At 59.9% G+C, this 21,625-nt stretch carries 24 protein-coding genes and 4 pseudogenes; 21 read left to right on the forward strand and 7 right to left on the reverse strand.

Annotated elements, in window-relative coordinates; translation table 11 throughout:
• A partial coding sequence (locus AMM41_RS22155; protein ID WP_228769064.1) for a hypothetical protein occupies positions 1-250 on the reverse strand: 250 nt, incomplete at its 3' end.
• A 788-nt stretch (positions 251-1,038) separates the two neighbouring features.
• On the opposite strand from AMM41_RS22155, the gene AMM41_RS02300 reads away from it, so the two are divergent.
• Entirely contained in the window at positions 1,039-1,551 is a 513-nt protein-coding gene (locus AMM41_RS02300) for a retropepsin-like aspartic protease family protein (RefSeq protein ID WP_089952670.1), read from the forward strand.
• Between the two features lie 23 nt (positions 1,552-1,574).
• On the opposite strand, the gene AMM41_RS21715 is transcribed toward AMM41_RS02300, so the two are convergent.
• Complete coding sequence (locus AMM41_RS21715) at positions 1,575-2,057, reverse strand: hypothetical protein (protein ID WP_146186350.1); 483 nt, start codon at positions 2,055-2,057, stop codon at positions 1,575-1,577.
• A 154-nt stretch (positions 2,058-2,211) separates the two neighbouring features.
• Between AMM41_RS21715 and AMM41_RS02305 the strand changes: the two genes are divergently transcribed.
• The 18 genes and pseudogenes from AMM41_RS02305 (at position 2,212) to AMM41_RS02390 (ending at position 12,436) form a co-directional block, all read left to right on the forward strand.
• Positions 2,212-4,050, forward strand: a complete 1,839-nt coding sequence (locus AMM41_RS02305) for a glutamine--tRNA ligase/YqeY domain fusion protein (RefSeq protein ID WP_194944576.1) — start codon at positions 2,212-2,214, stop codon at positions 4,048-4,050.
• Position 4,051: 1 nt separating this feature from the next.
• The gene (locus AMM41_RS02310; RefSeq protein ID WP_194944577.1) at positions 4,052-4,942 is read left to right on the forward strand and encodes a GIY-YIG nuclease family protein; all 891 of its coding nucleotides are present in this window, start codon (positions 4,052-4,054) and stop codon (positions 4,940-4,942) included.
• 99 nt (positions 4,943-5,041) lie between these two features.
• A pseudogene (locus AMM41_RS02315) lies at positions 5,042-5,551 on the forward strand (DUF924 family protein).
• Positions 5,552-5,646: 95 nt separating this feature from the next.
• Positions 5,647-5,994 (forward strand): hypothetical protein, encoded by a 348-nt coding sequence (locus AMM41_RS02320; RefSeq protein ID WP_089952677.1) that lies wholly within the window; start codon positions 5,647-5,649, stop codon positions 5,992-5,994.
• Positions 5,995-6,019: 25 nt separating this feature from the next.
• Entirely contained in the window at positions 6,020-6,487 is a 468-nt protein-coding gene (locus tag AMM41_RS02325; protein ID WP_089952679.1) for a helix-turn-helix domain-containing protein, read from the forward strand.
• A 12-nt stretch (positions 6,488-6,499) separates the two neighbouring features.
• Positions 6,500-7,096 carry an RES family NAD+ phosphorylase gene (locus AMM41_RS02330; protein ID WP_089952681.1) on the forward strand — a complete coding sequence of 199 codons (597 nt, stop codon included), beginning with the start codon at positions 6,500-6,502 and terminating at the stop codon, positions 7,094-7,096.
• Positions 7,097-7,444, forward strand: a complete 348-nt coding sequence (locus tag AMM41_RS02335; protein ID WP_089952683.1) for an HVO_A0114 family putative DNA-binding protein — start codon at positions 7,097-7,099, stop codon at positions 7,442-7,444.
• Positions 7,445-7,630, forward strand: a complete 186-nt coding sequence (locus tag AMM41_RS02340; RefSeq protein ID WP_089952685.1) for an addiction module protein — start codon at positions 7,445-7,447, stop codon at positions 7,628-7,630.
• Between the two features lie 3 nt (positions 7,631-7,633).
• Positions 7,634-8,278, forward strand: coding sequence for a nucleotidyltransferase domain-containing protein (locus AMM41_RS02345; RefSeq protein WP_089952687.1), 645 nt, complete (start codon positions 7,634-7,636; stop codon positions 8,276-8,278).
• Positions 8,256-8,675, forward strand: coding sequence for a hypothetical protein (locus tag AMM41_RS02350; RefSeq protein WP_089952689.1), 420 nt, complete (start codon positions 8,256-8,258; stop codon positions 8,673-8,675). The genes AMM41_RS02345 and AMM41_RS02350 overlap by 23 nt, the downstream gene beginning before the upstream one ends.
• 81 nt (positions 8,676-8,756) lie before the next feature.
• A pseudogene (locus AMM41_RS02355) lies at positions 8,757-9,294 on the forward strand (DUF924 family protein).
• 156 nt (positions 9,295-9,450) lie between these two features.
• Positions 9,451-9,678 (forward strand): annotated as a pseudogene (locus AMM41_RS22440) (DUF4160 domain-containing protein).
• The gene (locus AMM41_RS02365) at positions 9,671-9,925 is read left to right on the forward strand and encodes a DUF2442 domain-containing protein (protein ID WP_089952691.1); all 255 of its coding nucleotides are present in this window, start codon (positions 9,671-9,673) and stop codon (positions 9,923-9,925) included. Before AMM41_RS22440 ends, AMM41_RS02365 begins: the two are co-directional and overlap by 8 nt.
• 155 nt (positions 9,926-10,080) lie before the next feature.
• Positions 10,081-10,509 carry a MerR family transcriptional regulator gene (locus AMM41_RS02370; protein WP_089952693.1) on the forward strand — a complete coding sequence of 143 codons (429 nt, stop codon included), beginning with the start codon at positions 10,081-10,083 and terminating at the stop codon, positions 10,507-10,509.
• A gap of 113 nt (positions 10,510-10,622) precedes the next feature.
• Positions 10,623-10,949: pseudogene (locus tag AMM41_RS02375) on the forward strand (RES domain-containing protein); the annotation flags it as partial.
• Between the two features lie 24 nt (positions 10,950-10,973).
• Positions 10,974-11,300, forward strand: coding sequence for a DUF924 family protein (locus tag AMM41_RS22445; protein WP_194944579.1), 327 nt, complete (start codon positions 10,974-10,976; stop codon positions 11,298-11,300).
• Positions 11,273-11,473 (forward strand): helix-turn-helix domain-containing protein, encoded by a 201-nt coding sequence (locus AMM41_RS02385; RefSeq protein WP_089952697.1) that lies wholly within the window; start codon positions 11,273-11,275, stop codon positions 11,471-11,473. The genes AMM41_RS22445 and AMM41_RS02385 overlap by 28 nt, the downstream gene beginning before the upstream one ends.
• 336 nt (positions 11,474-11,809) lie before the next feature.
• Positions 11,810-12,436 carry a pyridoxamine 5'-phosphate oxidase family protein gene (locus AMM41_RS02390; protein ID WP_089952699.1) on the forward strand — a complete coding sequence of 209 codons (627 nt, stop codon included), beginning with the start codon at positions 11,810-11,812 and terminating at the stop codon, positions 12,434-12,436.
• A 189-nt stretch (positions 12,437-12,625) separates the two neighbouring features.
• On the opposite strand, the gene polA is transcribed toward AMM41_RS02390, so the two are convergent.
• Together polA and AMM41_RS02400 are read right to left on the reverse strand one after the other, a co-directional pair.
• Positions 12,626-15,484, reverse strand: coding sequence for a DNA polymerase I (gene polA, locus AMM41_RS02395; RefSeq protein WP_089953541.1), 2,859 nt, complete (start codon positions 15,482-15,484; stop codon positions 12,626-12,628).
• 60 nt (positions 15,485-15,544) lie between these two features.
• On the reverse strand, positions 15,545-16,003 hold the full coding sequence (locus AMM41_RS02400; protein ID WP_089952701.1) for an SRPBCC family protein: 459 nt from the start codon (positions 16,001-16,003) through the stop codon (positions 15,545-15,547).
• 213 nt (positions 16,004-16,216) lie between these two features.
• Here AMM41_RS02400 and AMM41_RS02405 point away from each other — a divergent pair, with 213 nt between their 5' ends.
• Both AMM41_RS02405 and AMM41_RS02410 read left to right on the forward strand, forming a co-directional pair.
• On the forward strand, positions 16,217-17,179 hold the full coding sequence (locus tag AMM41_RS02405) for a homoserine kinase (RefSeq protein ID WP_089953544.1): 963 nt from the start codon (positions 16,217-16,219) through the stop codon (positions 17,177-17,179).
• 4 nt (positions 17,180-17,183) lie between these two features.
• Entirely contained in the window at positions 17,184-17,984 is an 801-nt protein-coding gene (locus AMM41_RS02410; protein WP_089952703.1) for a BPSS1780 family membrane protein, read from the forward strand.
• Here the strand turns inward: AMM41_RS02410 and AMM41_RS02415 are convergent, their stop codons facing one another.
• The 3 genes from AMM41_RS02415 to AMM41_RS02425 all read right to left on the reverse strand — a co-directional run bounded on the left by AMM41_RS02415 (position 17,985) and on the right by AMM41_RS02425 (position 21,598).
• Positions 17,985-18,461, reverse strand: coding sequence for an FKBP-type peptidyl-prolyl cis-trans isomerase (locus AMM41_RS02415; RefSeq protein WP_089952705.1), 477 nt, complete (start codon positions 18,459-18,461; stop codon positions 17,985-17,987).
• Positions 18,462-18,528: 67 nt separating this feature from the next.
• Positions 18,529-19,122 (reverse strand): class I SAM-dependent methyltransferase, encoded by a 594-nt coding sequence (locus AMM41_RS02420; RefSeq protein WP_089952707.1) that lies wholly within the window; start codon positions 19,120-19,122, stop codon positions 18,529-18,531.
• Between the two features lie 79 nt (positions 19,123-19,201).
• The gene (locus tag AMM41_RS02425) at positions 19,202-21,598 is read right to left on the reverse strand and encodes a UvrD-helicase domain-containing protein (protein WP_089952709.1); all 2,397 of its coding nucleotides are present in this window, start codon (positions 21,596-21,598) and stop codon (positions 19,202-19,204) included.
• Between the last annotated feature and the right edge of the window lie 27 nt (positions 21,599-21,625).

Genomic DNA, 21,625 nt, shown 5'->3' on the forward strand with positions numbered 1-21,625 from the left:
GGCTTTTTCTTTCTTCCTTTCCCTTCGGGGGGKTAAAGGGCGAGACCAAGACGTCGATGCGCGCGTTGGCTCCGGCTTGGCTGGTCTCGATGGCCGTTTGCGCCTGCGCCCCGGCCAGGCCCAGCACCATCACCGAAACCCCGGCGGCCAGCGCCCGAGCAACACGCCCCGCGCACGCGCGCCAAGCAAGTGGCCAGGAAGTCAAAGCCAAAGCGATCTGAGACAAAGGGGCAAGGGGTTTCGAAATCATGGAAATAGGGGTGCTTTTTGGCTCAAAAAATGACGGCGAATTTGTAAAACATAGTACCCAATAAGTCCACAAAACGCCACTCGCCAATTGGAGTATTCTGTTGGTTTTGGTGTATTTATTTGTAAAATACAGCACATTTAAGAACTCACGATTTGCGATTCAAGGCAAACCGGCAGGGATTGTGATGAATTTGAGAATTTGAAACAGGCGCAGCTGGGCGCGTGATGAATCGGATTGGGTTTAATGAATTTGGTGATTTGAGGGGTGGGGGCCGTTCCCTGTCCCCTGTGGGAGCACCGCCCTCGGTGCGATGGGGGGTGGTGGTGTGCGGGGCTTGATCGCGGCGGGGGCGCCGCTCCTACAGGGGGGAGAGCAACGCGGCCTGGGCGGTGGCGGTGGTCTGAGGGGCGCTATCGCTGTCCCTTGTGGGAGCACCGCCCTCGGTGCGATGAGGGCGATGGTGGTTTGCGGGGCTTGATCGCGGCGGGGGCGCCGCTCCTACAGGGGGGAGAGCAACGCGGCCTGGGCGGTGGGGGTGGTCTGCGGGGCGCTATCGCTGTCCCCTGTGGGAGCACCGCCCTCGGTGCGATGGGTGGTGGTGTGCGGGGCTTGATCGCGGCGGGGGCGCCGCTCCTACAGGGGGGAGAGCAACGCTGCCTGGGCGATGGGGGGTGGTCTGCGGGGCTTGATCGCGGCGAGGGCGACGCTCCTACAAAGAAAGCACGAGACGCCATCGGGCTGGGTCAATAATCGGATGGCAGAACAACGCCACGAACTTGCGCAAACCGATGCCGTCACCGATTCAAAAAACAGCCCAATTGGGTGCCTTGGCCATTGCCGACGTCTGGTTGGCGGTGGCGGGGGTGTTGTATTTGGTGTTTGATCGCATCGAACACAACAGACAAGCCAGCCTGAAGCCCTATGCGCTTGACTCGGGTGATCTGGTCATTCCGCGCCAGCGGGATGGGCATTTTCATGTGGAGGGCGAGGTCAATCGCCAGCCTGTGCGCTTTTTGGTGGACACCGGGGCCAGCCATGTGAGCGTGAGCCAAGCGTTGGCCACTCAGGCCGGATTGCCTGCGGGCCAGAGCATCACCCTGCACACCGCCAACGGCCCCCGCCAGGGTCAGTTGGTGCGCAGCGTGCCGGTGCGTGTGGGAAATTTGGTGCTCAACGACACCAGCGTGGCGGTGGGTCTGAGTGGTCTGGAGCCACAGCAGGCGCTATTGGGGCAGGCCTTTTTGAGGCACTTTGATGTCGAGATTCGGCGTGACGAGATGGTGCTGCGCCAAAGGCTGTGAACTTGGGCGTCAGATCAGACCGCTTAACGACGCCATGGCTCGCGTTCGCGTTCGTCACGACCATGGCCACGCTCACCCTCTCGGCGTTCTCGCCCATCCCGAGCTTCACGGTGCCCGCCCTTGCCCACTTCGACAGGGTGTTTTGAACCCCACTGTGGTGCAGGCCGATGGACAGGACTGACATGAACAGGTGGCCTGTACAGCACCTGCGGGGGCGCTGGGTGGTACACCACCCGTGGGGGAGCAGACGGATAGACCACACGCGGTGGCGGTGACGGCAAATAAACAGGCCGTGGGGGCGGCACGATGAAGTGCGGTTGGGGGGCATGCGCGTGGACATGGCTGTATACCGGGCCATAAACAGGCGGGGGGCCTGTGCGCGAAGAGACCACCACATGAGGCTCCATCAACACCGGGTGGGCGCACCCCACTTGCGCCAAGCCCACAGCCAAACTGCCCCACACCGCCAGCTTGCGGCCCCCCGTGTTGAACCAATGATTGGACATGCGAATTTCTCCAAAATTGTGGGTGCAACGGTTACACCTGCATCTTTAGCGTTTTAAAGACCCCTTCGGTGCACAGCGGCGACTTCACAATCGTGTCTATTCGTAAGTTCAGTCCAAAGGGAATGGACTTTGGCAAGCCCTAAAATCGATCGCTATGAACGCCCCCACCCCCAAAGCTCCCGACACCAACGCCACCGCCGACCACAAAGTCAGCAACTTCCTGCGCCAAATCATCGAAAACGACCTGGACAAAGGCACCTATGCCACCCGCCGCTGGGCAGGCAGCCCGGGCGACGCCACTCACCATGCGGCGGGCCAACCCGACCCGGCCAAGATCCGCACCCGCTTCCCGCCCGAGCCCAACGGCTACTTGCACGTGGGCCACGCCAAAAGCATTTGCATCAACTTCGGGCTGGCCAAGGAATACGGCGGCGTGTGCCACCTGCGCTTTGACGACACCAACCCCGAAAAAGAAGACACCGAATACGTCAACAGCATCATCGACGCCGTGAAATGGCTCGGCTTTGACTGGGCGCAATTGGGCCAGGCCGCCGGAAGCGCCGCGCCCTACCAAGCCAGCGACTACTTCGACTTCATGTACCGCGCTGCCGAGGCGCTGATCGAAGCTGGCTACGCCTATGTGGACGAACAAAGCGCAGAAGACATGCGCGCCAACCGGGGCGACTTTGGCAAACCCGGCGTGGACAGCCCTTTCCGCAGCCGCACCGTGACAGAAAACCTGACGCGATTCCGCGAAATGCGTGACGGCAAGCTCGATGACGGCGCGGCCGTGCTCCGCGCCAAGATCGACATGGCGTCGCCCAACATCAACCTGCGCGACCCGGCCATCTACCGCATCCGCCGCGCCACCCACCACCACACGGGCGACACCTGGTGCATCTACCCGATGTACACCTTTGCCCACCCCATCGAAGACGCGCTGGAGCAAATCACCCACAGCATCTGCACGCTGGAGTTTGAAGACCAGCGCCCGTTTTACGACTGGCTGATGGAGCGCCTGTGCGAGTGCAAGCTGCTGGCCGCGCCCAGCCCCAAACAATACGAATTTGCCCGCCTGAACCTGACCTATGTGATCACCAGCAAACGCAAGCTGGCGCAACTGGTCAATGAAAGCAAAGTCAGCGGCTGGGACGACCCGCGCATGCCCACCATCGTCGGCCTGCGCCGCCGGGGCTACACGCCCGAGAGCCTGCGCCTGTTTGCCGACCGCATTGGCGTGACCAAAAGCGACAGCTGGATCGACTACAGCACCCTTGAGGGCTGCCTGCGCGAAGACCTGGAAAACAAAGCCCACCGCGGCATGGCCGTGCTCGACCCCGTCAAGCTCGTGCTGACCAACTGGGCCGAAGCCTTTGGCAGCGACGGCCACACCGAGGCCTGCAGCCAACCCGCCCTGCCCCACAGTGCGATAGCCGAGGGCCAAACACCCCCAGCCGACCGCACATTCCTGATCGGCAAAGAAGTGTGGATCGAGCGCGAAGACTTTGAAGAAGTGCCGCCCAAGGGCTACAAACGATTGTTCCCCGGCAACGTGGTGCGTCTGAAAGGCGGCTACGTGATCGAATGCACAGGCTGCGCACGCGACGCGGCGGGCAACGTGACCGAAGTGCACGCCAAAGTGATCCCCGGCACCAAGAGCGGCACACCCGGTGCCGACAGCGTCAAAGCCAAAGCCGCCATCACCTGGGTGAGCGTGGCCGACGGCGTGCAAGCCGAAGTTCGCCTGTACGACCGCCTGTTTGCCGAAGCGCACCCCGATGCAGGCGGCAAAGACTTCTTGCAGTCGCTCAACCCGGACAGCTTGAAGGTGGTCACCGCCTATGTGGAGCCGTCACTGGCCGGGGCGCAGCCAGACCAGAAGTTCCAGTTTGAGCGGTTTGGATACTTTGTGGCGGACCGCCTGGATCATGTGGCGGGGGCGAAGCCGGTGTTTAACCGGGTGACGGGGTTGAAGGACAGTTGGGGCAAGTGAATTGAGCTCACGCCCTCAAACCATCCAAATCTTCCTCCCGTCCGGCGACCCACGTGGTATGCGCGTGGCCGAGATCACGACTCGCATTGTTCGCGTGATCGAGGTGCCGCGCAGCCAACTGGCCGACTTCCTGAAGATGCCAGAGGCCCAGCAAGTGGGCGTGTACTTTTTGATGGGCGAATTGTCTGAGGCGGGTTTACCTCGCACTTACATCGGACAGTCAGGCAGTGTGGGCAAGCGCTTGGAGCAACACCATCAGAACAAAGATTTTTGGAACCGCGCTTTCGTGGTCATCTCGCTGACCAACAGCTTGACGCAAACGCACGCATTGTTTTTGGAATGGCTTGCCATTGCAGAAGCCACAAAGGCAGGACGTTATGGTCTAGAGAATGGCAACACCGGTTCGCAGCCCTACACACCTGCTCCTTTGCAAGCGGATTGTCATGAGATTCACGAAACCGCAGCCACTTTGTTGGCCACGTTGGGTCAGCCCATTTTTGAACCCTTGACCAGTGCCCCAACCGCCAAAGGCATCGTCGAATTGTTCTACTGCAAGGGCTCGGGGGCCGACGGCGTGGGCGAATACACCACCGAAGGTTTTGTGGTGCACAAAGGTTCGAAGGGACGAGCAGAGATTGTTCCTTCAATTCAAGGGACTTCTCACGAGCGCATGCGCAGCCAATTGATGACGGAAGACGTTCTGACCGAAATCGCTGGCAGTTCTGGATCTCTGCTGGTTTTCACACGCGATCACCTGTTTTCAAGCCCCAGTACCGCCGCCATGGCAGTCATGGGCCGATCAGCCAATGGCTGGGTCGAATGGAAAACAGCAGCAGGCAAGACTTTAGACGAGGTCAAGAGGCAAGGCGTCATCGGCACAGATGTCAACTGAACGCGCAACAACTGCCCCTGAAACGAACCCGTACTGAATAGCCACGCTGGTGCGTAAATCCACAAAGTGATGCAGCCCCACTACATCCTCCACTTTTGATTGACCGAACTCACCCCCAAGCACCACTTCGCCAAAGACGCCGCCCTGGACGAAGCCATCCGCGCCCGCTTCGGGGCCACGCTGGTAGCGACGGCGCGGTGTGAGTTGTTTGCCTGGCGTGCCACGCCCGAGGGGCGCTTGGCCGAGGTCTTGGTGCTCGACCAGTTCTCGCGCAACGTGTACCGCGACACCCCCCAAGCCTTTGCGCAAGACGCGCTGGCCTTGGCGTTGGCGTAAGAGCTGGTGGCAAGTGGGCAAGACCGCAGCTTGCCCTTGGCGCAGCGCAGCTTTGCCTACATGCCCTATATGCACAGCGAGTCCGCCCTGGTGCACACCCAAGCCGCCCTCCTGTTTGCGCAGCCGGGCCTGGAAGACACCCTGCGCTTCGAGCAGCGCCACCAAGCCATCATCGACCGCTTTGGCCGCTACCCCCACCGCAATGCCATCCTCGGCCGCCCCTCCACGCTCGAGGAGCTGGCGTTTTTGAAGGAGCCGGGGTCAGGGTTTTAGGTCGTCCGGTCAAACGAACTTTACGAAATTTTCAAATCATCCTAAAATAACGGGGCTGACTTCTTAAAGTAAGCCTCGTTTTTTTTGGAGAAGTCATGTCGACTTTGGATGAATCCGCTTCCTCAAGACCTAGAAGCACAAGCGTTAACAAGGTAATCATCGTGCCCCCTATAGAACGGAACGCGATGGTGGTCCCCTTTGATCGGGTCAAGATGCTTGAAGTCATGAAAAGCCTGTATGAGTCGTTGGTTAGACGATGCGTTGCAGAACCTGTTTACGTGACCGTTGGATGTGCCTATGAGTGGCTCCTGAACTTGTTCATTGAACATACAAAGCCACAACAGTCGATCTCACCAGAACACAAGACCAAAAAGGCAGGGAGCCTTGAACGCCCAAGGCATTTTTTCAGCGCCCAAAAGCTGAACATGCGCAACGCGCCATGAGCGTGGAACTTTGCAGAAACACACCATGAACACCCTCACCTTCCCTCTCTCTGCCATCCCAGATTTACCCCGTGACAAAGCCAGCGGCCAAGACCCTTACGCATCAGAAGCGCAAACCAATGCGCTGCTGCGCTTTGGCGCGCAGTACCGGCTGCAACGCATTCAGGCCGCTGACATGATCACCACCGACGAAGCGGCCACCCTGTCGGGCACCACCCGCGTGACCATGAACGCCTGGATCAAAAGCGGCCGCTGCATTGGTGTGTCGCACCTGCGCCGGGGCTACAAACTGCCCCGCTGGCAGTTCGAGCCGTTCATCTTTCCGGTCATCGCGCCCATGGCTGCAGCCTTGGGTTCGACCGACGGCTGGCAATTGCTGGCTTTCTTGGAAAGCCCGCACCCGGCACTGGACGGCCAGTCACCCCGCACCGCGTTGGAGCAAGGCACACCCGCCCAGCGCGTGATCAATCTGGCGACGGCAGAGGGGCATTAACCGCCTCTTTCCATGAAACTCAAAGACCTGCATCCACCCATCCTTGAACTGGCCCCAGGCCAGACCTTTCACCGCGTGCAGCTGACGCGTGCGCGTAAAACAAATATCCGCATCAACGGCTTTCTGTTGCCGCCCGTTGGCTTACTTGCAGACCGTTTTGATTTAACTGCTGAATCGACGGCCTACCTGGCTGACAGTGCCCATACCGCGCTCTATGAATCACGTTTCCGCCGCGAGGTTAAAAGCCGCTCCTTATCGGAGTTGATTCATCTGTCAATGGTTCAATTCGTAACTCGGGGGACTTTGCGTTTGGCTGACCTTCGCAGCTTGGCTGAGGCCTACCCGGTACTACAAGCACAGCGGTTCACCATCACTCAAGCCTTTGCTCTGGATTGTCGCCAACATAAGCTGGACGGTATCCTGTATGAGTCTGCTCAACATCCACACCATACTTGTGTTGTCCTCTTTGAGGCAGGCATTGCGAAGATGAAAAAAGTTGCATCCGAGTCTTTGGTTACACCAGACACATACAAATTGCGCACATACGTGACGGATGCAGCACGGCGTTCTGCAGTCCCATTATTGGATTTTCCTGATCAGGATACGTAAATGCATCGCAACCTCCGTATAACCAACATCGACTGGCAAGCCGGTTTGCGTGCCGCAGCCCAAGCGCCACGGCAAAGCACTTACAAAGGCGAGGTGCTCAACTTTGAAAGCCCCGGCCATTTCTTTGGTCAGCTGACCGAAAAGCGCTGGACGCTGGTGCGTACCGCACAAAGCAAAGGCGAGCTGTCGGTGCGAGAGCTGGCTAGGCTGGTGGAGCGCGATGTCAAGCGCGTGCAAGAAGACGTGGTGGTGCTGGCCGACCTGGGCCTGCTGGAGCGCACCGAATCTGGCGGTGTGCTCTGCCCTTACTCGTCCATGCACATTGACATGGTCCTCAAGGCGGCTTGAATGACCTCGGTCAATCGTGTTTCGGACCCATCTAACGAACGCAACCTCTCGCTGGACGAGCAATGGGCACAAGAAGCAGATAGCCGTCTGGCCGCTTACCACCGGGGTGAGGTTCAAGCCATCCCGCTGAACGAGGTCATGGCCCAATACCTAGTCAAATTGGCATGGGTTAAAATACCCAAATAAGGTATGATCAAACCCATTATGGGTATGAATGCCGCTTCAATCACCACTTCCATCGCCGACGCGCTGTTTTCAAAGGTACGTCAGCGCGTGCTGGCCGTGCTGTTTGTTGCGCCGGACCGCAGCTTCTACACCAACGAAGTCATTGGCCTGGCTCAGTCGGGCGCAGGGGCTGTCCAGCGCGAGTTGGCCGATCTGGCTGCAGCAGGTTTGCTCACGGTGCGCAAACAGGGCAACCAAAAACACTTTCAGGCCAACGCAGCTTCGCCCGTGTTTGCCGAGTTGCGCGCTCTGGTGCTGAAAACCATGGGGCTGGCCGATGTGCTGCGTACGGCACTTTTGCCGATTGCGCCGCAAATTTCGCTGGCGTTTGTGTTTGGCTCCATGGCCAAGCAGCAAGACACCAGCGCCAGCGATATCGACGTGCTGCTGGTCAGCGACACGCTGGGCTATGGCGATGTGTTTGGCGCGCTCGAAGCCGCCAGCCAAACATTGGGCCGCACAATCAACCCGGCGCTTTACACAGTGGCCGACTTCAAAGCCCGCCAACTGGGTGACAATGCCTTCATCAACCGCGTGATGCAACAGCCAAAGATATGGCTGATCGGCCAGGAGGAGTCACCGCAACATGAGCCCACCCACCCCACTTGAAAACCTGAGCGGCCCCAGCGGCTCGCTCAAAGCTGAGCCACCCGACGCCGCCGAAATCGCGGGTTTGCTCCGAACGGGCAACACCCGCTTGACCGATGCCACCAACGCCACACTGGCATTGGAAAGCCGCTTTGATCTGGCCTACAACGCGGCTCACGCCTTGTGTTTGGCCGCATTGCGAAAGAAAGGCTTTCGCCCGAGCAACCGCTACATCGTCTTTCAGGCATTGCCACACACACTGGGGCTGGGGCCTGAGGTTTGGCGCGTGCTGGACTTGTGTCACAACAAGCGCAACCTGGGCGAGTACGAAGGCATGATGGATGTCGATACACGCCTTGTCACCGATCTGATCGCCGCCGCCCAACGCGTTTTGATGGCCCTTCAATCCCCTGACTGAACAGCCATGCCCGTGACAGCGCTGGCGTTCTCGACAGCGCCGCCTGCAGCTGGAGACATTTTTCACATGCAACCCTAATCCATCCTCCACTTCTGGTTCAACGAACTCACCCCCAAGGACCACTTTGCCAAAGACGCCGAATTGGACGAAGCCATCCGCGCCCGCTTCGGCGCCACACTGGAGGCAGCGGCGCGGTGTGAGTTGTTTGCCTGGCGTGCCACACCCGATGGGCGTTTGGCCGAGGTCTTGGTCCTCGACCAGTTCTCGCGCAACGTCTACCGCGATACCCCCCAAGCCTTTGCGCAAGACGCGCTGGCCTTGGCGCTGGCGCAAGAGCTGGTGGCCAGTGGGCAAGACCGCAGCCTGCCCTTGGCGCAGCGCAGCTTTGCCTACATGCCCTACATGCACAGCGAGTCCGCCCTGGTGCACACCCAAGCCGTCGCCCTGTTTGCGCAGCCGGGCATGGAAGACACCCTGCGCTTCGAGCAGCGCCACCAAGCCATCACCCTGCGCTTTGGCCGCTACCCCCACCCTTTCATTCCAAATCTTTGCCATCTTGGGCCGCCCGTCCACGCCCGAGGAGCTGGCGTTTTTGAAGGAGCCGGGGTCGGGGTTTTGACATCGGCCTGAATACCCTTGGCCGCAGAACCTCGCTAAACTTGCCCGATGCATCCCGCCATTGCCCAACACCCCGAGTCGATTGATGCGGCGTGCCTCCCGCGCTTAGGAGTGTGATCCATGCCAACGATTGCCATCTTCTTCGGACATCGTGCGCATGTGGCACGACGATCACCAGCCACCGCATATCCATGTGGAGTACCAAGGGTTTGAAGCTTTGGTCGCGATTTAAACCGGCTTGGTCTCGCAAGGCGAGCTTCCACGAAAAGTCGCCAGCATTGTGAAAGACTGGTGCCTACTTCACCAAACGGAACTGCTCAATAATTGGGAAAAAGCCCAACACTTCGAACCTCTAGACCGCATACAAGGAGCCGACCGTGATTAAGTTGCTTGATGTAAAGACCATTGCAGCCCATCAATTGGAACTGACCTTCAGCGACCATAGGCAGGGCGTTTTTGATGGAGCCCGTTACTTGGCCGACCGCCAAGGTCCATTATTGGAGGCGTTGCGTGACCCGGCTTATTTTTCGAGATGCTTTGTAGATGCCGGTGCACTCTGCTGGCCCAACGGGCTGGAGCTTTCAGCCGCTCGACTGTATGAGCTGTCTCATGCCGTCAAAGCCGCTGCTTGATCAGAAACGATCTCAACTAGATAACGAACTTGGCGAGTTTTCCTAAAATCACGGGGCCGGCATCTAAGGTGCTGGCCCCGTTTTTTTGGTCAAGCGGGTGCACCAGGAAGAACATCATTAACACGCTAACTTCCCCCCTTTCGGCCGCCCCGGAAATGCCCCGCGACAAAGCCAGCGGCCAAGACCCTTATGCCTCAGAAGCGCAAACCAATGCGCTGCTGCGCTTTGGCGCGCAGTTCCGGCTGCAACGCATTCAAGCCGCTGACATGATCACCACCGACGAAGCGGCCACCCTGTCGGGCACCACCCGCGTGACCATGAACGCCTGGATCAAAAGCGGCCGCTGCATTGGCGTGTCACACCTGCGCCGGGGCTACAAGCTGCCCCGCTGGCAGTTCGAGCCGTTCATCTTTCCAGTCATCGCGCCCATGGCTGCCGCCTTGGGCTCGACCGACGGCTGGCAACTGCTGGCTTTCCTGGAAAGCCCACACCCGCCACTGGACGGACAGTCACCCGGCACCGCGTTGGAGCAAGGCACACCCGCCCAGCGCGTGATCAATCTGGCGATGGCGCAGGGGCATTGACCGCCTCTTTCCATGAAATTCAAAGACCTGCATCCAACCATCCTTGAGCTGGCCCCGGGCCAGACCTTTCACCGTGTGCAGCTGACGCGTGCGCGAAAAACGAGCGTGCGTTCAACGGCTTGTTGTTGGCACCCACCGGTTTGCAATCGGGGCGTTTTTGCTTGCCGTCCGAGCCCACGGCCTATCTGACCGACAGCGAGCACACCGCGCTTTATGAGTCGATTTTTCGGCGCGATGTGCACAGCCGCTCTCTCGACGAATTGGCCCGCAAGTCGCTGGTGACGTTCGCCAGCAAAGGCCGTTTGCGTTTGGCCGATGTGTGGGCGCTGGCCGAGCCCTACCCTGTGCTTCAAGCCCAACGTATCGCCATCACCCAAGCGTTTGCCCAAGAGTTCCGTGCTTTTTCCACTCGTCGGTCAGCTCCTTGCGAATCTCAATAATCTTGAGCCGCTGAGCCGCAAGATTTGCTCGGTGTCCGCCACATCGGTCGGGTATTTTTTGTCGACGGCGGGCAATTTCAATTGGTTAGTGGCACTAACCAACTGACTGCCTTCGGCGATCAGCAAGCGCTGGTGGCCAGTGGGCAAGACCGCAGCCTGCCCTTGGCGCAGCGCAACTTTGCCTACATGCCCTACATGCCCTACATGCCCTACATGCACAGCGAGTCCGCCCTGGTGCACGCGCAAGCGGTGGTCCTGTTTGCGCAGCCGGGCATGGAAGACACCCTGCGCTTCGAGCAGCGCCACCAAGCCATCATCCTGACGTGCCACCCGTCGTCAAGGCCAGGCTGAAATCCGGCCTCTCTCAAAGCCAATTCGCCAGCCTGCTCGGCGTTTCTGTGCGCACCTTGCAAGACTGGGAGCAAGGCCGCAGACAACCCAGCGGCGCAGCGCAGACCCTGATCACGATTGCAGAGCAACAGCCCAAAGTGCTCATGCAAGTGCTCAAAGCGCAAACACTTTGAAGACCTTGACCGCATACAAGGAGCCAACCGTGATGAAGTTGCTGGTCAGCGACAGGCTGGGCTATGACGATGTGTTCGCAGCGCTGGCGCCTGCCAGCCAAACGCTGGGCCGCCCGATGCCGCCGAAATCGCAGGCTTGCTGCGAACGGGCAGCACCCATCGCCCCGAGAGCGGGGCTCCCACAAAGCCCCCATCGTTGATCACTGTACCCAAGGCAAGCCTTCCACTTCAAACTTCTCAGGGCCGGATCAATCACTTAAGCCACCCAGCAAGTGTGGCAAGCTTGACAGAAGCCCTAAGGTCCAATCTCACTCACTGAATGCAAGCGTCCCTCCGATGACAAGCCCACACATCACCACCCTCCCCGCCCTGCGCCAGCTCTATGGTCCCGCCCGTGAGCGTGCGCTCAAAAAAGAAATCCCGTCACTCGACGCGCATGCGGTGCAGTTCATTGGTTTGTCGCCGTTTGTGGTGCTGGCCAGCAGTGATGCCCATGGGCAGATGGACGCGTCGCCGCGCGGGGGCGAGCCGGGTTTTGTCAAAGTGCTGGACGCGCAGACCATCTTGCTGCCCGATGCGCCGGGCAACAACCGACTGGACACGCTGGAGAACATCATTGCCACCGGCCGTGTGGGCACTTTGTTCATGGTGCCGGGTTTTGACGAGACTTTACGCGTGAATGGCCGCGCTGTGCTGTCCACCGACCCGGCCGATCTGGCGCTGTGTGCCGATGCACGGCGCACGCCCACGCTGGTGATCCGCCTGACGGTGGAGTCGGTGTACCTGCATTGCGCCAAGGCCTTCATGCGCTCGCAGCTGTGGGACGCTTCGCGCCAGACGGACCGGGCGCAACTGCCCAGCATGGCCGAAATGCTGCGCGACCAAATTCGCACCTTCAAGGGCGAAGAGATCGAGGTCGAAACCCAGGCCCAGATGCTGGCGCGTTATCAACAGAGCTTGTGAACACCCAAGTTGTCCCGCCCTCCTGTGCATGAAGCTGTGGACAAGCGCGGGGACATCCGTGCAAACCCTTATTCCATGCGGGCTGGAACGCGGTGCTTATTCAACAGGCAGTGGGCTCATGTGCCTTTGGATGTGATGGCTCGGCAAGGATGTCCAGGCCGTTTGCCTTCCCCATGTCTCAACGGAGTTTCAATGCGCCTGTTCCCAATTCGGACCAAAGCCCACTTCGGCCAGCAGCGGCACTTTCAGGTCGGCCACCCCCGCCATGATGCGCGGCACCTCGGTGCGCACCCACTCGACTTCTGACTCGGGCACTTCAAACACCAGTTCGTCGTGCACCTGCATGATGACCTTGGTGGCCTTGCCTTGTTCGTCCAGCGCTTTTTGCACGGCGACCATGCTCAGCTTGATCAAATCGGCCGCCGTGCCCTGCATGGGCGCGTTGATGGCGGCACGCTCGGCCCCAGCGCGGCGCGGGCCGTTAGGACTCTTGATCTCGGGCAGCATCAGGCGGCGACCAAACACGGTCTCCACATAGCCCAGCGCCTTGGCCTGCTCGCGGGTGGCGTCCATGTAGTGTTTGACACCCGCAAAACGCTCGAAGTATCGCGTGATGTAGTTTTTGGCGGCGGTGTTGTCGATGCCCAAGGCCTTGGCCAGACCAAAGGCGCTCATGCCGTAAATCAGGCCAAAGTTGATGGTCTTGGCGTAGCGGCGCTGCTCACTGGTCACGGTGTCGGGCGTTCCGCCAAACACCTCGGCCGCCGTGGCCTTGTGCACGTCCAGCCCTTCGTGAAAGGCCTTGAGCAAGGCCGCGTCGTCGCTCAGGTGCGCCATGATGCGCAGCTCGATCTGGCTGTAGTCGGCGCTGGCAATCACACAGCCTGCGGGGGCCACAAAGGCCTCGCGGACCTTGCGGCCCTCGGCGGTGCGCACCGGGATGTTTTGCAAATTGGGCTCGTTGCTCGACAGGCGGCCTGTCACGGCCACGGCCTGCGCGTAATGCGTGTGCACACGGCCCGTGCGCGGCAAAGCCAGCTGCGCCAGCTTGTCGGTGTAAGTGCCCTTGAGCTTGGCCAAACTGCGGTGCTCCAAGATGCGGGCGGGCAGCGGGTAGTCCTCGGCCAGTTTTTCGAGCACCTCTTCATCGGTGCTGCGGGCCCCGGTGGCAGTTTTCTTGACAACGGGCAGGCCCAGCTTGTCAAAAAAGATCTCGCCCAGTTGCTTGGGGCTGGACAGGTTGAAGGGCTGGCCTGCGATTTCATAGGCCTCGGTTTCGAGTTGCACGATGCGCTCGCCCAGCGCCTGGCTTTGCGCGGCCAGGGTCGGCGCGTCGATCAGCACGCCGTTGCGCTCGATGCGGTAGAGCGCTTCGCTGGTGGCGATTTCCAGGTCGTACACGTACTTGAGCCCCGCATGCGCCTCGATCTGCGGCCACAGCGCCAAATGCACGTCCAAGCACTGGTCTGAGTCTTCACACGAATAGTTTGCAGCTTTGTCCACATCGACCTGCGCAAACGGAATCTGGTGCGCACCCTTGCCGCACAGGTCTTCGTAGGTCACGCCTTTGCGGCCCACATGGCGCTCGGCAAGACTTGAAAGGCCATGCGGTTTGTGCACTTCGAGCACATAGCTTTCCAGCATCGTGTCGTGGGCGTAGCCCTGCACCTCGATGCCATGGTTGGCAAACACATGGCGGTCGTATTTGATGTTTTGGCCCAGTTTCAGGCGAGCCGGGTTTTCCAGCCAGGGCTTCAATTTGGCCAGCACTTCGGCCAAAGGCAGCTGCTCGGGGGCAGCCGGGCCGTTGTGGGCCAGCGGAATGTAGGCCGCCTCGCCGGGCTTGACGCTCAGGGAAATGCCCACGATCTCGGCACGCATGGCGTCCAGCGAGGTCGTTTCGGTGTCGATGGCGGTGAGCGGCGCTTGCTCGATGCGGGTCAGCCAAGTGTCGAATGCGACCCAGTCGAGCACCGTGTCGTATTTCAACTCGCCTTGCACCGAGCTGGCGGCGGTGTCGAGCTCGGGGGCTGCTGGTGGCTCGTCGTCAGCTGCCGATCCAAACAAATCCCCAGTGCCCGTGTCTTTGGGCTTGGCGGTTTTGGCTTTGGCCACAGGCGCAGGCACGGCCCCACCCAGCGACTGCACCAGCCCTTTGAAGCCATAGGTTTGGTAGAAGTTGAGCAATTTGTCTTTGTCAGGCTCGTGCAGGTGCAAGCTGGCCAGCGAGGGCAAATCGGGCACCCAGCCGTTCAGGTCGCAATCGGTTTTCATGGATACCAGGGCGCGGCCCTTGGGCAGCCAGTCCACCGCCTGGCGCAGGTTCTCGCCTGCCACACCTTTGATCTCGTGGGCGTGCACCATCAAATTGTCGAGCGAGCCGTATTCCATCAGCCACTTGGCCGCCGTCTTGGGGCCGACCTTGGCCACACCCGGCACATTGTCCACCGTGTCGCCCACCAGGGTTTGGTAGTCGATCATGAGCGACGGCGGCACGCCAAACTCGGCGGTCACACCCGCCACATCGCGCACCTTGCCGTTCATGGTGTCGATGATGGTGATGTGCTCGTTGACCAGCTGGCTCAGGTCCTTGTCGCCGCTGGACACGGTCACGGTGATGCCTTGCTGCGCGGCCACATGCGCCAGTGTGGCGATCACGTCGTCGGCTTCCACGCCCGGCACGTCAAGCACCGTCCAGCCCATGAGGCGCACCAGTTCGTGGATGGGCTCGATTTGGCTGCGCAAGTCGTCGGGCATGGGGCTGCGGTTGGCTTTGTATTCGGGGTACAGCTCATCGCGAAAAGTCGGGCCTTTGGCGTCGAACACACAAGCGGCATAGACGGTGGGCACGTCCTTGCGCAGGCGCTCCATCATGTTGATCATGCCGCGAATGGCGCCCGTGGCGGCACTCGTCGGGTCGCCGGGCACGGCCCGCAGGTCGGGCATGGCGTGGAAGGCGCGGTACAGGTAGCTGGAGCCATCGACGAGCAGCAAGCTCGGGGGCGTGGGGGCGGTGGCTGGGGCAGTGTCAGGGGTGTTTTCGCTCATCCCCCGATTGTGCACGGACCCACCCGACTGCAGCTGGCCGCTGCGGGCCAAAGCCGCTGATCAGCCTGGAATGTCGGGCTCCACCAAATGGGCCAGCTGCGCCAGCGACTCCTGCCAGCCCAGGACACACATCTCCAGAGGAATCATGTCCGGAATGCCCGATTGCGAGAGGCTCAGCTCGGTGCCGCACAGCACAGGCTTGAAGCGCACGGTCACCTCCAGCACGCCGGGCAGGCCGGGATCATCAAACTGGTCTGTGTAGCGGATCAGTTCGTGGGGGACCAATTCGAGGTACTCGCCCCCAAACGAATGACCGTCGCCTGTCGAAAAATTGTGAAACGACATGCGAAACGTTCCGCCCACACGCGGCTCCATGTGGTGCACCTTGCAGGTGAAACCAAAGGGCGGAAGCCATTTGCTGACCGCGTCGGCTTCGACAAAGGCGCGGTAAGCCTTCTCGGGTGTGGTTTTGAGCACCCGATGAAGGTGAATCGTTCGGTCGGACGGTTGGTCAGACATGGGTCACTCCTGTTGACGTTGGGCATGAAGTTTGAGAACTTAACACGCTCACACCCCACCCTTGTGCGGACTTGCCGGGCCTGTTGCTTGAATTTTGTGCCTGCTGCAAACACCAAGGACCGCCCTGGCCTGCAAAAGCGCCTGCCTGCCCCCGCCTACAATCACCGCTTTCATCCACCTTCCGGCCAGCCTACAGGCCCACCGATTGCAACCATGGCGGTATTCACCGAAGTCACCAAAGCCCAGGCCAATGTCCTGATGAAGTCCCTGAACCTCGGTCCTTTGACCGCTTTGCGTGGCATTGAGGGGGGGATTGAAAACACCAACTATTTCGCCACCACCGCACAGGGCGAGTACGTGCTGACTTTGTTTGAGCGCCTGACGCACGAACAACTGCCTTTTTATCTGCACCTGATGAAGCATTTGGCCAGTCGGGGCATTCCGGTGCCCGACCCCGCAGCCAACCGCGACGGCGACATCCTCTTCACGCTGAAAGGCAAACCCGCTGCGGTGGTGAACAAGTTGGCGGGCAAAAGCCAGTTGCAACCCCAAGCCGTGCATTGCGCCGCCGTGGGCGACATGTTGGCACGCATGCACCTGGCGGGGGCCGATTTCAACCGCAGCCAACCCAACCTGCGTGGCCTGCCCTGGTGGAATGAGACCGTGCCCGTGGTCTTGCCTTATATGGACGAATCGCAGGCTGCTTTGCTGCGCAGCGAGTTGGCGTATCAAAACCACATTTCCGAAAGTGCAGCCTACGCCGCCCTGCCCCGTGGCCCCGTGCATGCCGACCTGTTCCGGGACAACGTCATGTTCGACGGGGAGCAGCTGACCGGTTTTTTTGATTTTTACTTCGCAGGCGTGGACACCTGGTTGTTTGACTTGTCCGTTTGCTTGAACGACTGGTGCATCGACTTGCCCAGTGGTGAGCACGATGCCCACCGCGCCCAAGCCATGCTGCAGGCCTACAACCAAGTGCGGCCCCTGAGCGCCGCTGAGAGGGACTTGCTGCCTGCCCTTTTGCGTGCAGGGGCTTTGCGCTTTTGGATTTCACGCCTGTGGGACTACCATCTCCCCCGCGAAGCGTCCATGCTCAAACCGCACGACCCCACACATTTCGAGCGGGTACTGCGGGGCCGCATTCAACAACCTGTTTTGGCCTCGGCCTTTTTTTAACACCATGAAACTGAACATCGTCCCCGCGGGTGCTGGCCTCAAATGGGCACGCCAAGGCATGCGCACCTTTTGGCGTCAACCTTTGGCCATGTCCGGGCTGTTTTTCATTTTCATGGCCACCGTGTCCCTGGTGTCGGTTGTGCCGTTCATTGGCGGTGCCTTGGCTTTGGTGGTTTTGCCGGCCTTGACCTTGGGCATGATGGCCGCCACCCAAATTGCCACCGAGGGCAAGTTCCCCATGCCCTCGGTGTTGTTTTCAGCCTTCAAGGCAGGAGCGCACCGCAAAACCATGTTCCATCTGGGGGGTTGGTATGCCTTGATTTTTCTGGCCGTCATGCTGGTGTCCACACTGGTGGACGGCGGAACCTTTGCCAAAGTGTATTTTGGCGGGGCCCCCATGACGCCTGAAGTGGTGTCCACAGACTCGTTTCAAGCGGCCTTGTGGGTCTCGATGCTGCTGTACCTGCCTTTGTCGATGATGTTCTGGCATGCCCCGGCTTTGGTGCACTGGTATGGCATGCCCGCCGGCAAAAGCCTCTTTTTCAGCCTGATGGCCTGCTGGCGCAATCTGAAAGCCTTTGTGGTCTATGTCATCGTTTGGTTTGTGGTCTTCATGGCTGCAGGCATTCTTTCATTGGTGGTCACCAGTTTGCTGGGCGACCCCCAATTGATGATGGCGGTGTTCATGCCCATGGCCTTGATGGTGGCGGCCATGTTCTTCACATCGATGCTGTTTTCGGTGCGTGATTGCTTTTCGACCGAAGCGGTTGACGAGTCGAGCCGCCCACCCGCAGCATCCGACTGATCAGTGGTGGTGGCCGTGTGCACCGTGCGCATGGCGGTGGGTGATCTCTTCGGCTGAAGCGGCCCGCACTTCCTGAACGGTCAAGGTCAAGGTCAGGTGCTGCCCCGCCCAGGGGTGGTTGCCGTCCAAAATGACTTTGTCACCCTTGATCTTCAGCACGTTAAAAACCTGTTCGTGCCCATCGGCTGTGCGGCCGCGCAATTGCCCACCCACTTTCACACCCGGTGGAAATTCGGTCTTGGGAATGGTCTGCACCAAGCTCTCGTCGCGTTCGCCAAAGGCGTCGGCCGGGGCCAACTTGAGGGTCGTGGTGAAACCCACTTCCTGGCCTTCGAGTGCTTCTTCAATTTTGGGAAAAGTGTTGTCATACCCGCCATGCAGGTAAGCCGTAGGTTCTTGTGTCTTGTCGAGCAATTGGCCCTGAGCGTTCACCACTTTGTGGTGCATGGTGACAACGGTGTCTTTGGTGATTTTCATGAAAACTCTCTGGTTTGAATGTGAATAAAGCTTGAACTGCCTGGGGCCTCAATGAGGCCAACAGGGCCTATTTTTGAATCGCTGCGAATTCCCAAAGCACATGGGCCATGCCGCCACGCAACAGACCACGGTGCCAGCGTCGCAGGGTTTTGCGCCAAGACGGTTGGTTCAAATCATAAACATTGGCAGGGGCTTCCCAACGCACTTGCAAGACCTCAAAAGCCCCCTTAAAACCGTACATGGCGCCGCTGGGCTGGGGCCCCACAAAATACTCGTGTGTTTGATCGGTGATGAAGTTCACATGGGTGGGGTCGGTGAAGGCTTCCACTCTGGGGTAGGCGGGCGTGAAGGCCATCAAACGCCCACCCGGCACCAGCACCCGGTGGATCTCGCTCATGATGTTGATGAAGGGGTTGCTCACCTCGCCATTGGGCAAGACCATTTGCCTGGGAATGTGCTCCAGAAAATCAAAGGCCGAGACCGAGTCAAAAAAATTGTCAGGGTAGGGAATGGGCTCCACCACCAAATTGACACGCTTGTAATCAAAGCCAATTTTTTCCACCGCCAAGTCGATGTCGCGCACATCGCATCCGTAAGTTGCATCGGCACCGTAGGGGTTGCGCGGTTTTAAACCACAGCCCAAATCCAAATGTTTTGTCATCGTTGTCTTTGTCCTTGAGTTTCAACAAAAAGTCGCGTCCTGGAACCCCACAGGCCCTCGGACAGCACCGGGCATCGGTTCACACCACCGTGAGTTTGGCCACGCTCAGCGCCAGCCATTTCACACCATGGCGTAGAAAGTTGACCTGGGCACGGGCATCGACACCCACCCCCTCCACAGCCAAGACCTTGCCCTCGCCGAACTTGGTGTGGAACACATTTTTACCCGCCACGATGCCATGCTCGGGTGCGGCTTTTTGCACCGGAACGGGGGGGCTTTTGTAGGTTTCGGTGCTCAAGCTGCTTTGGCCCCAGGCCGGCCGGGCGTGGCGGTTAAAAGCCGGGGTTTGTGGCCAGCCGCCGCCCGAGGTGCCAGATCCCCCGCCCCCCGCGCTGCCCAGGTTAGAGAAGCCACCATTTTTGGGGGTCACCCACTTCAGGCACTCTTCAGGCAACTCCTCCAGAAAGCGGCTTTTGAGGTTGTAGCGGGTCTGGCCATGCAGCATGCGGGTTTGCGAATGGCTCAGGTACAGGCGCTTGCGGGCACGGGTGATGGCCACATACATCAGGCGGCGCTCTTCTTCCAAGCCGTCAAAGTCGTTCATGGCGTTTTCGTGCGGGAACAGACCTTCTTCGAGTCCTGTGATGAACACCGCGTCAAACTCCAAGCCCTTGCTGGCGTGCACGGTCATGAGTTGCACCGCGTCTTCGCCCGCTTGCGCCTGGTTGTCGCCCGCTTCAAGCGACGCATGGGTGAGAAAGGCCGCCAAGGGGCTCATGATCACACCGTCTTCGATGAATTCGTCCGTCGCTGCTGGCGCATCGCCACTCAAACCCTGACTGGCGGGACTTTGCGACAAGCCTTGTGGCAAGGCCACCGCACTGCGGCCAAAGCCCTCTTGGGTCACAAAGCTCTCGGCGGCGTTGACCAGTTCTTCCAAGTTCTCCACCCGGTCCGCGCCTTCTTTTTCGGCGCGGTAGTAGTTGACCAAGCCGGTCTTGTCCAGCACCAAGTCGATGATCTCGCGCAGCGTGAGCCCTTCAGTCTGCTCGCGCAGCACATCGACCATGGCCACAAAGGCGGCCAGATTGGCCCCGGCCTTGCCGGTGGTGGCACTGACCGCATCGTGCAGCGAACAGCCTGCGGCACGGGCAACGTCTTGCAGCTGCTCGATGCTGCGAGCTCCGATGTAACGCGGCGGAAAGTTGACCACACGCAAAAAACTGGTGTCGTCGTTGGGGTTCTCCATCAGGCGCAAATAGGCCAGCGCGTGCTTGATTTCGGCGCGCTCAAAAAAGCGCAAACCGCCATACACCCTGTAAGGGAAACCGGCGTTGAACAGCGCGGTCTCCAGCACCCGGCTTTGGGCGTTGCTGCGGTACAGCAGCGCCACTTCCTTGCGCTCAAAACCGTCTTGTTTGACCAATTGGCGCAACTCTTCCACCAGCCACTGCGCCTCGGCAAAGTCAGACGGCGATTCGACCACCCGCACCGGCTCGCCCGCGCCTTGGTCTGTGCGCAGGGTTTTGCCCAAGCGGGTCTTGTTGTGGCTGATCAGCTGGTTGGCCGAGTCGAGGATATTGCTGTAGCTGCGGTAGTTCTGCTCCAGCTTGATCTGGTGCTGCACCTGAAACTCGCGCACAAAGTCGGCCATGTTGCCCACACGGGCTCCGCGAAAGGCGTAAATGCTCTGGTCGTCGTCGCCCACGGCCAAGATGGCACATTCACCACCCTCGCCCGGCAAACCCGCCAGCTGCTTGAGCCAGGCGTACTGCAGCTTGTTGGTGTCCTGAAACTCATCCACCAAAATGTGGCGAAAGCGTCGGCGGTAATGCTCGCGCACATGCACGTTGTCACGCAGCAACTCATACGAGCGCAGCATCAGCTCGCCAAAATCCACCACACCTTCGCGCTGGCACTGTTCTTCGTACAGCTGGTACAGCTCCACCTTGCGGCGGGTCTCGTCGTCGCGCACCGGGACGTCATTCGGGCGCTGGCCGTCCTCTTTGCAACCCGAAATGAAATACTGCACCTGCTTCGGGGGGAAGCGGTCTTCGTCCACATTGAATTGCTTGCACAGGCGCTTGATGGCCGACAGCTGGTCTTGTGTGTCCAAAATCTGAAACGTCTGCGGCAAGCCCGCCAACTGGTAATGCGCCCGCAAAAACCGGTTGCACAGACCGTGGAAGGTGCCAATCCACATCGCGTTCACATTGACCGGGAGCATGGACTGCAGGCGCAGCTTCATCTCTTTGGCGGCCTTGTTGGTGAAGGTCACCGCCAAAATGCCGCCGGGTGAAACCTGCGAGGTCTGCAAAAGCCAGGCAATGCGGGTGGTCAGCACCCGGGTTTTGCCCGAACCCGCCCCCGCCAAAATCAGCGCGTGCTCGGGTGGCAAGGCCACGGCACGGTATTGCTCATCGTTGAGCTGGGCGAGCAAAGGGGAAGAAGTGTTCGGGGAGGTGTCTGACAGCATAGGGGGAGATTGTAGATACCGCTCCCA

Origin of the sequence: Limnohabitans sp. 2KL-3 (assembly GCF_001269405.1) — a bacterium.
In the GTDB taxonomy this organism is placed as follows: Bacteria; Pseudomonadota; Gammaproteobacteria; order Burkholderiales; family Burkholderiaceae_C; genus Limnohabitans_A.

What these genes read in the sequence shown, in the direction of transcription:
- AMM41_RS02300 (WP_089952670.1), top strand. Translation starts at nt 1,039, where the DNA reads ATGCCGTCACCGATTCAAAAAACAGCCCAATTGGGTGCCTTGGCCATT.
- AMM41_RS21715 (WP_146186350.1), bottom strand. Translation starts at nt 2,057, where the DNA reads ATGTCCAATCATTGGTTCAACACGGGGGGCCGCAAGCTGGCGGTGTGG.
- AMM41_RS02305 (WP_194944576.1), top strand. Translation starts at nt 2,212, where the DNA reads ATGAACGCCCCCACCCCCAAAGCTCCCGACACCAACGCCACCGCCGAC.
- AMM41_RS02320 (WP_089952677.1), top strand. Translation starts at nt 5,647, where the DNA reads ATGTCGACTTTGGATGAATCCGCTTCCTCAAGACCTAGAAGCACAAGC.
- AMM41_RS02325 (WP_089952679.1), top strand. Translation starts at nt 6,020, where the DNA reads ATGAACACCCTCACCTTCCCTCTCTCTGCCATCCCAGATTTACCCCGT.
- AMM41_RS02330 (WP_089952681.1), top strand. Translation starts at nt 6,500, where the DNA reads ATGAAACTCAAAGACCTGCATCCACCCATCCTTGAACTGGCCCCAGGC.
- AMM41_RS02335 (WP_089952683.1), top strand. Translation starts at nt 7,097, where the DNA reads ATGCATCGCAACCTCCGTATAACCAACATCGACTGGCAAGCCGGTTTG.
- AMM41_RS02340 (WP_089952685.1), top strand. Translation starts at nt 7,445, where the DNA reads ATGACCTCGGTCAATCGTGTTTCGGACCCATCTAACGAACGCAACCTC.
- AMM41_RS02345 (WP_089952687.1), top strand. Translation starts at nt 7,634, where the DNA reads ATGATCAAACCCATTATGGGTATGAATGCCGCTTCAATCACCACTTCC.
- AMM41_RS02350 (WP_089952689.1), top strand. Translation starts at nt 8,256, where the DNA reads ATGAGCCCACCCACCCCACTTGAAAACCTGAGCGGCCCCAGCGGCTCG.
- AMM41_RS02370 (WP_089952693.1), top strand. Translation starts at nt 10,081, where the DNA reads ATGCCCCGCGACAAAGCCAGCGGCCAAGACCCTTATGCCTCAGAAGCG.
- AMM41_RS02390 (WP_089952699.1), top strand. Translation starts at nt 11,810, where the DNA reads ATGACAAGCCCACACATCACCACCCTCCCCGCCCTGCGCCAGCTCTAT.
- polA (WP_089953541.1), bottom strand. Translation starts at nt 15,484, where the DNA reads ATGAGCGAAAACACCCCTGACACTGCCCCAGCCACCGCCCCCACGCCC.
- AMM41_RS02400 (WP_089952701.1), bottom strand. Translation starts at nt 16,003, where the DNA reads ATGTCTGACCAACCGTCCGACCGAACGATTCACCTTCATCGGGTGCTC.
- AMM41_RS02405 (WP_089953544.1), top strand. Translation starts at nt 16,217, where the DNA reads ATGGCGGTATTCACCGAAGTCACCAAAGCCCAGGCCAATGTCCTGATG.
- AMM41_RS02410 (WP_089952703.1), top strand. Translation starts at nt 17,184, where the DNA reads ATGAAACTGAACATCGTCCCCGCGGGTGCTGGCCTCAAATGGGCACGC.
- AMM41_RS02415 (WP_089952705.1), bottom strand. Translation starts at nt 18,461, where the DNA reads ATGAAAATCACCAAAGACACCGTTGTCACCATGCACCACAAAGTGGTG.
- AMM41_RS02420 (WP_089952707.1), bottom strand. Translation starts at nt 19,122, where the DNA reads ATGACAAAACATTTGGATTTGGGCTGTGGTTTAAAACCGCGCAACCCC.
- AMM41_RS02425 (WP_089952709.1), bottom strand. Translation starts at nt 21,598, where the DNA reads ATGCTGTCAGACACCTCCCCGAACACTTCTTCCCCTTTGCTCGCCCAG.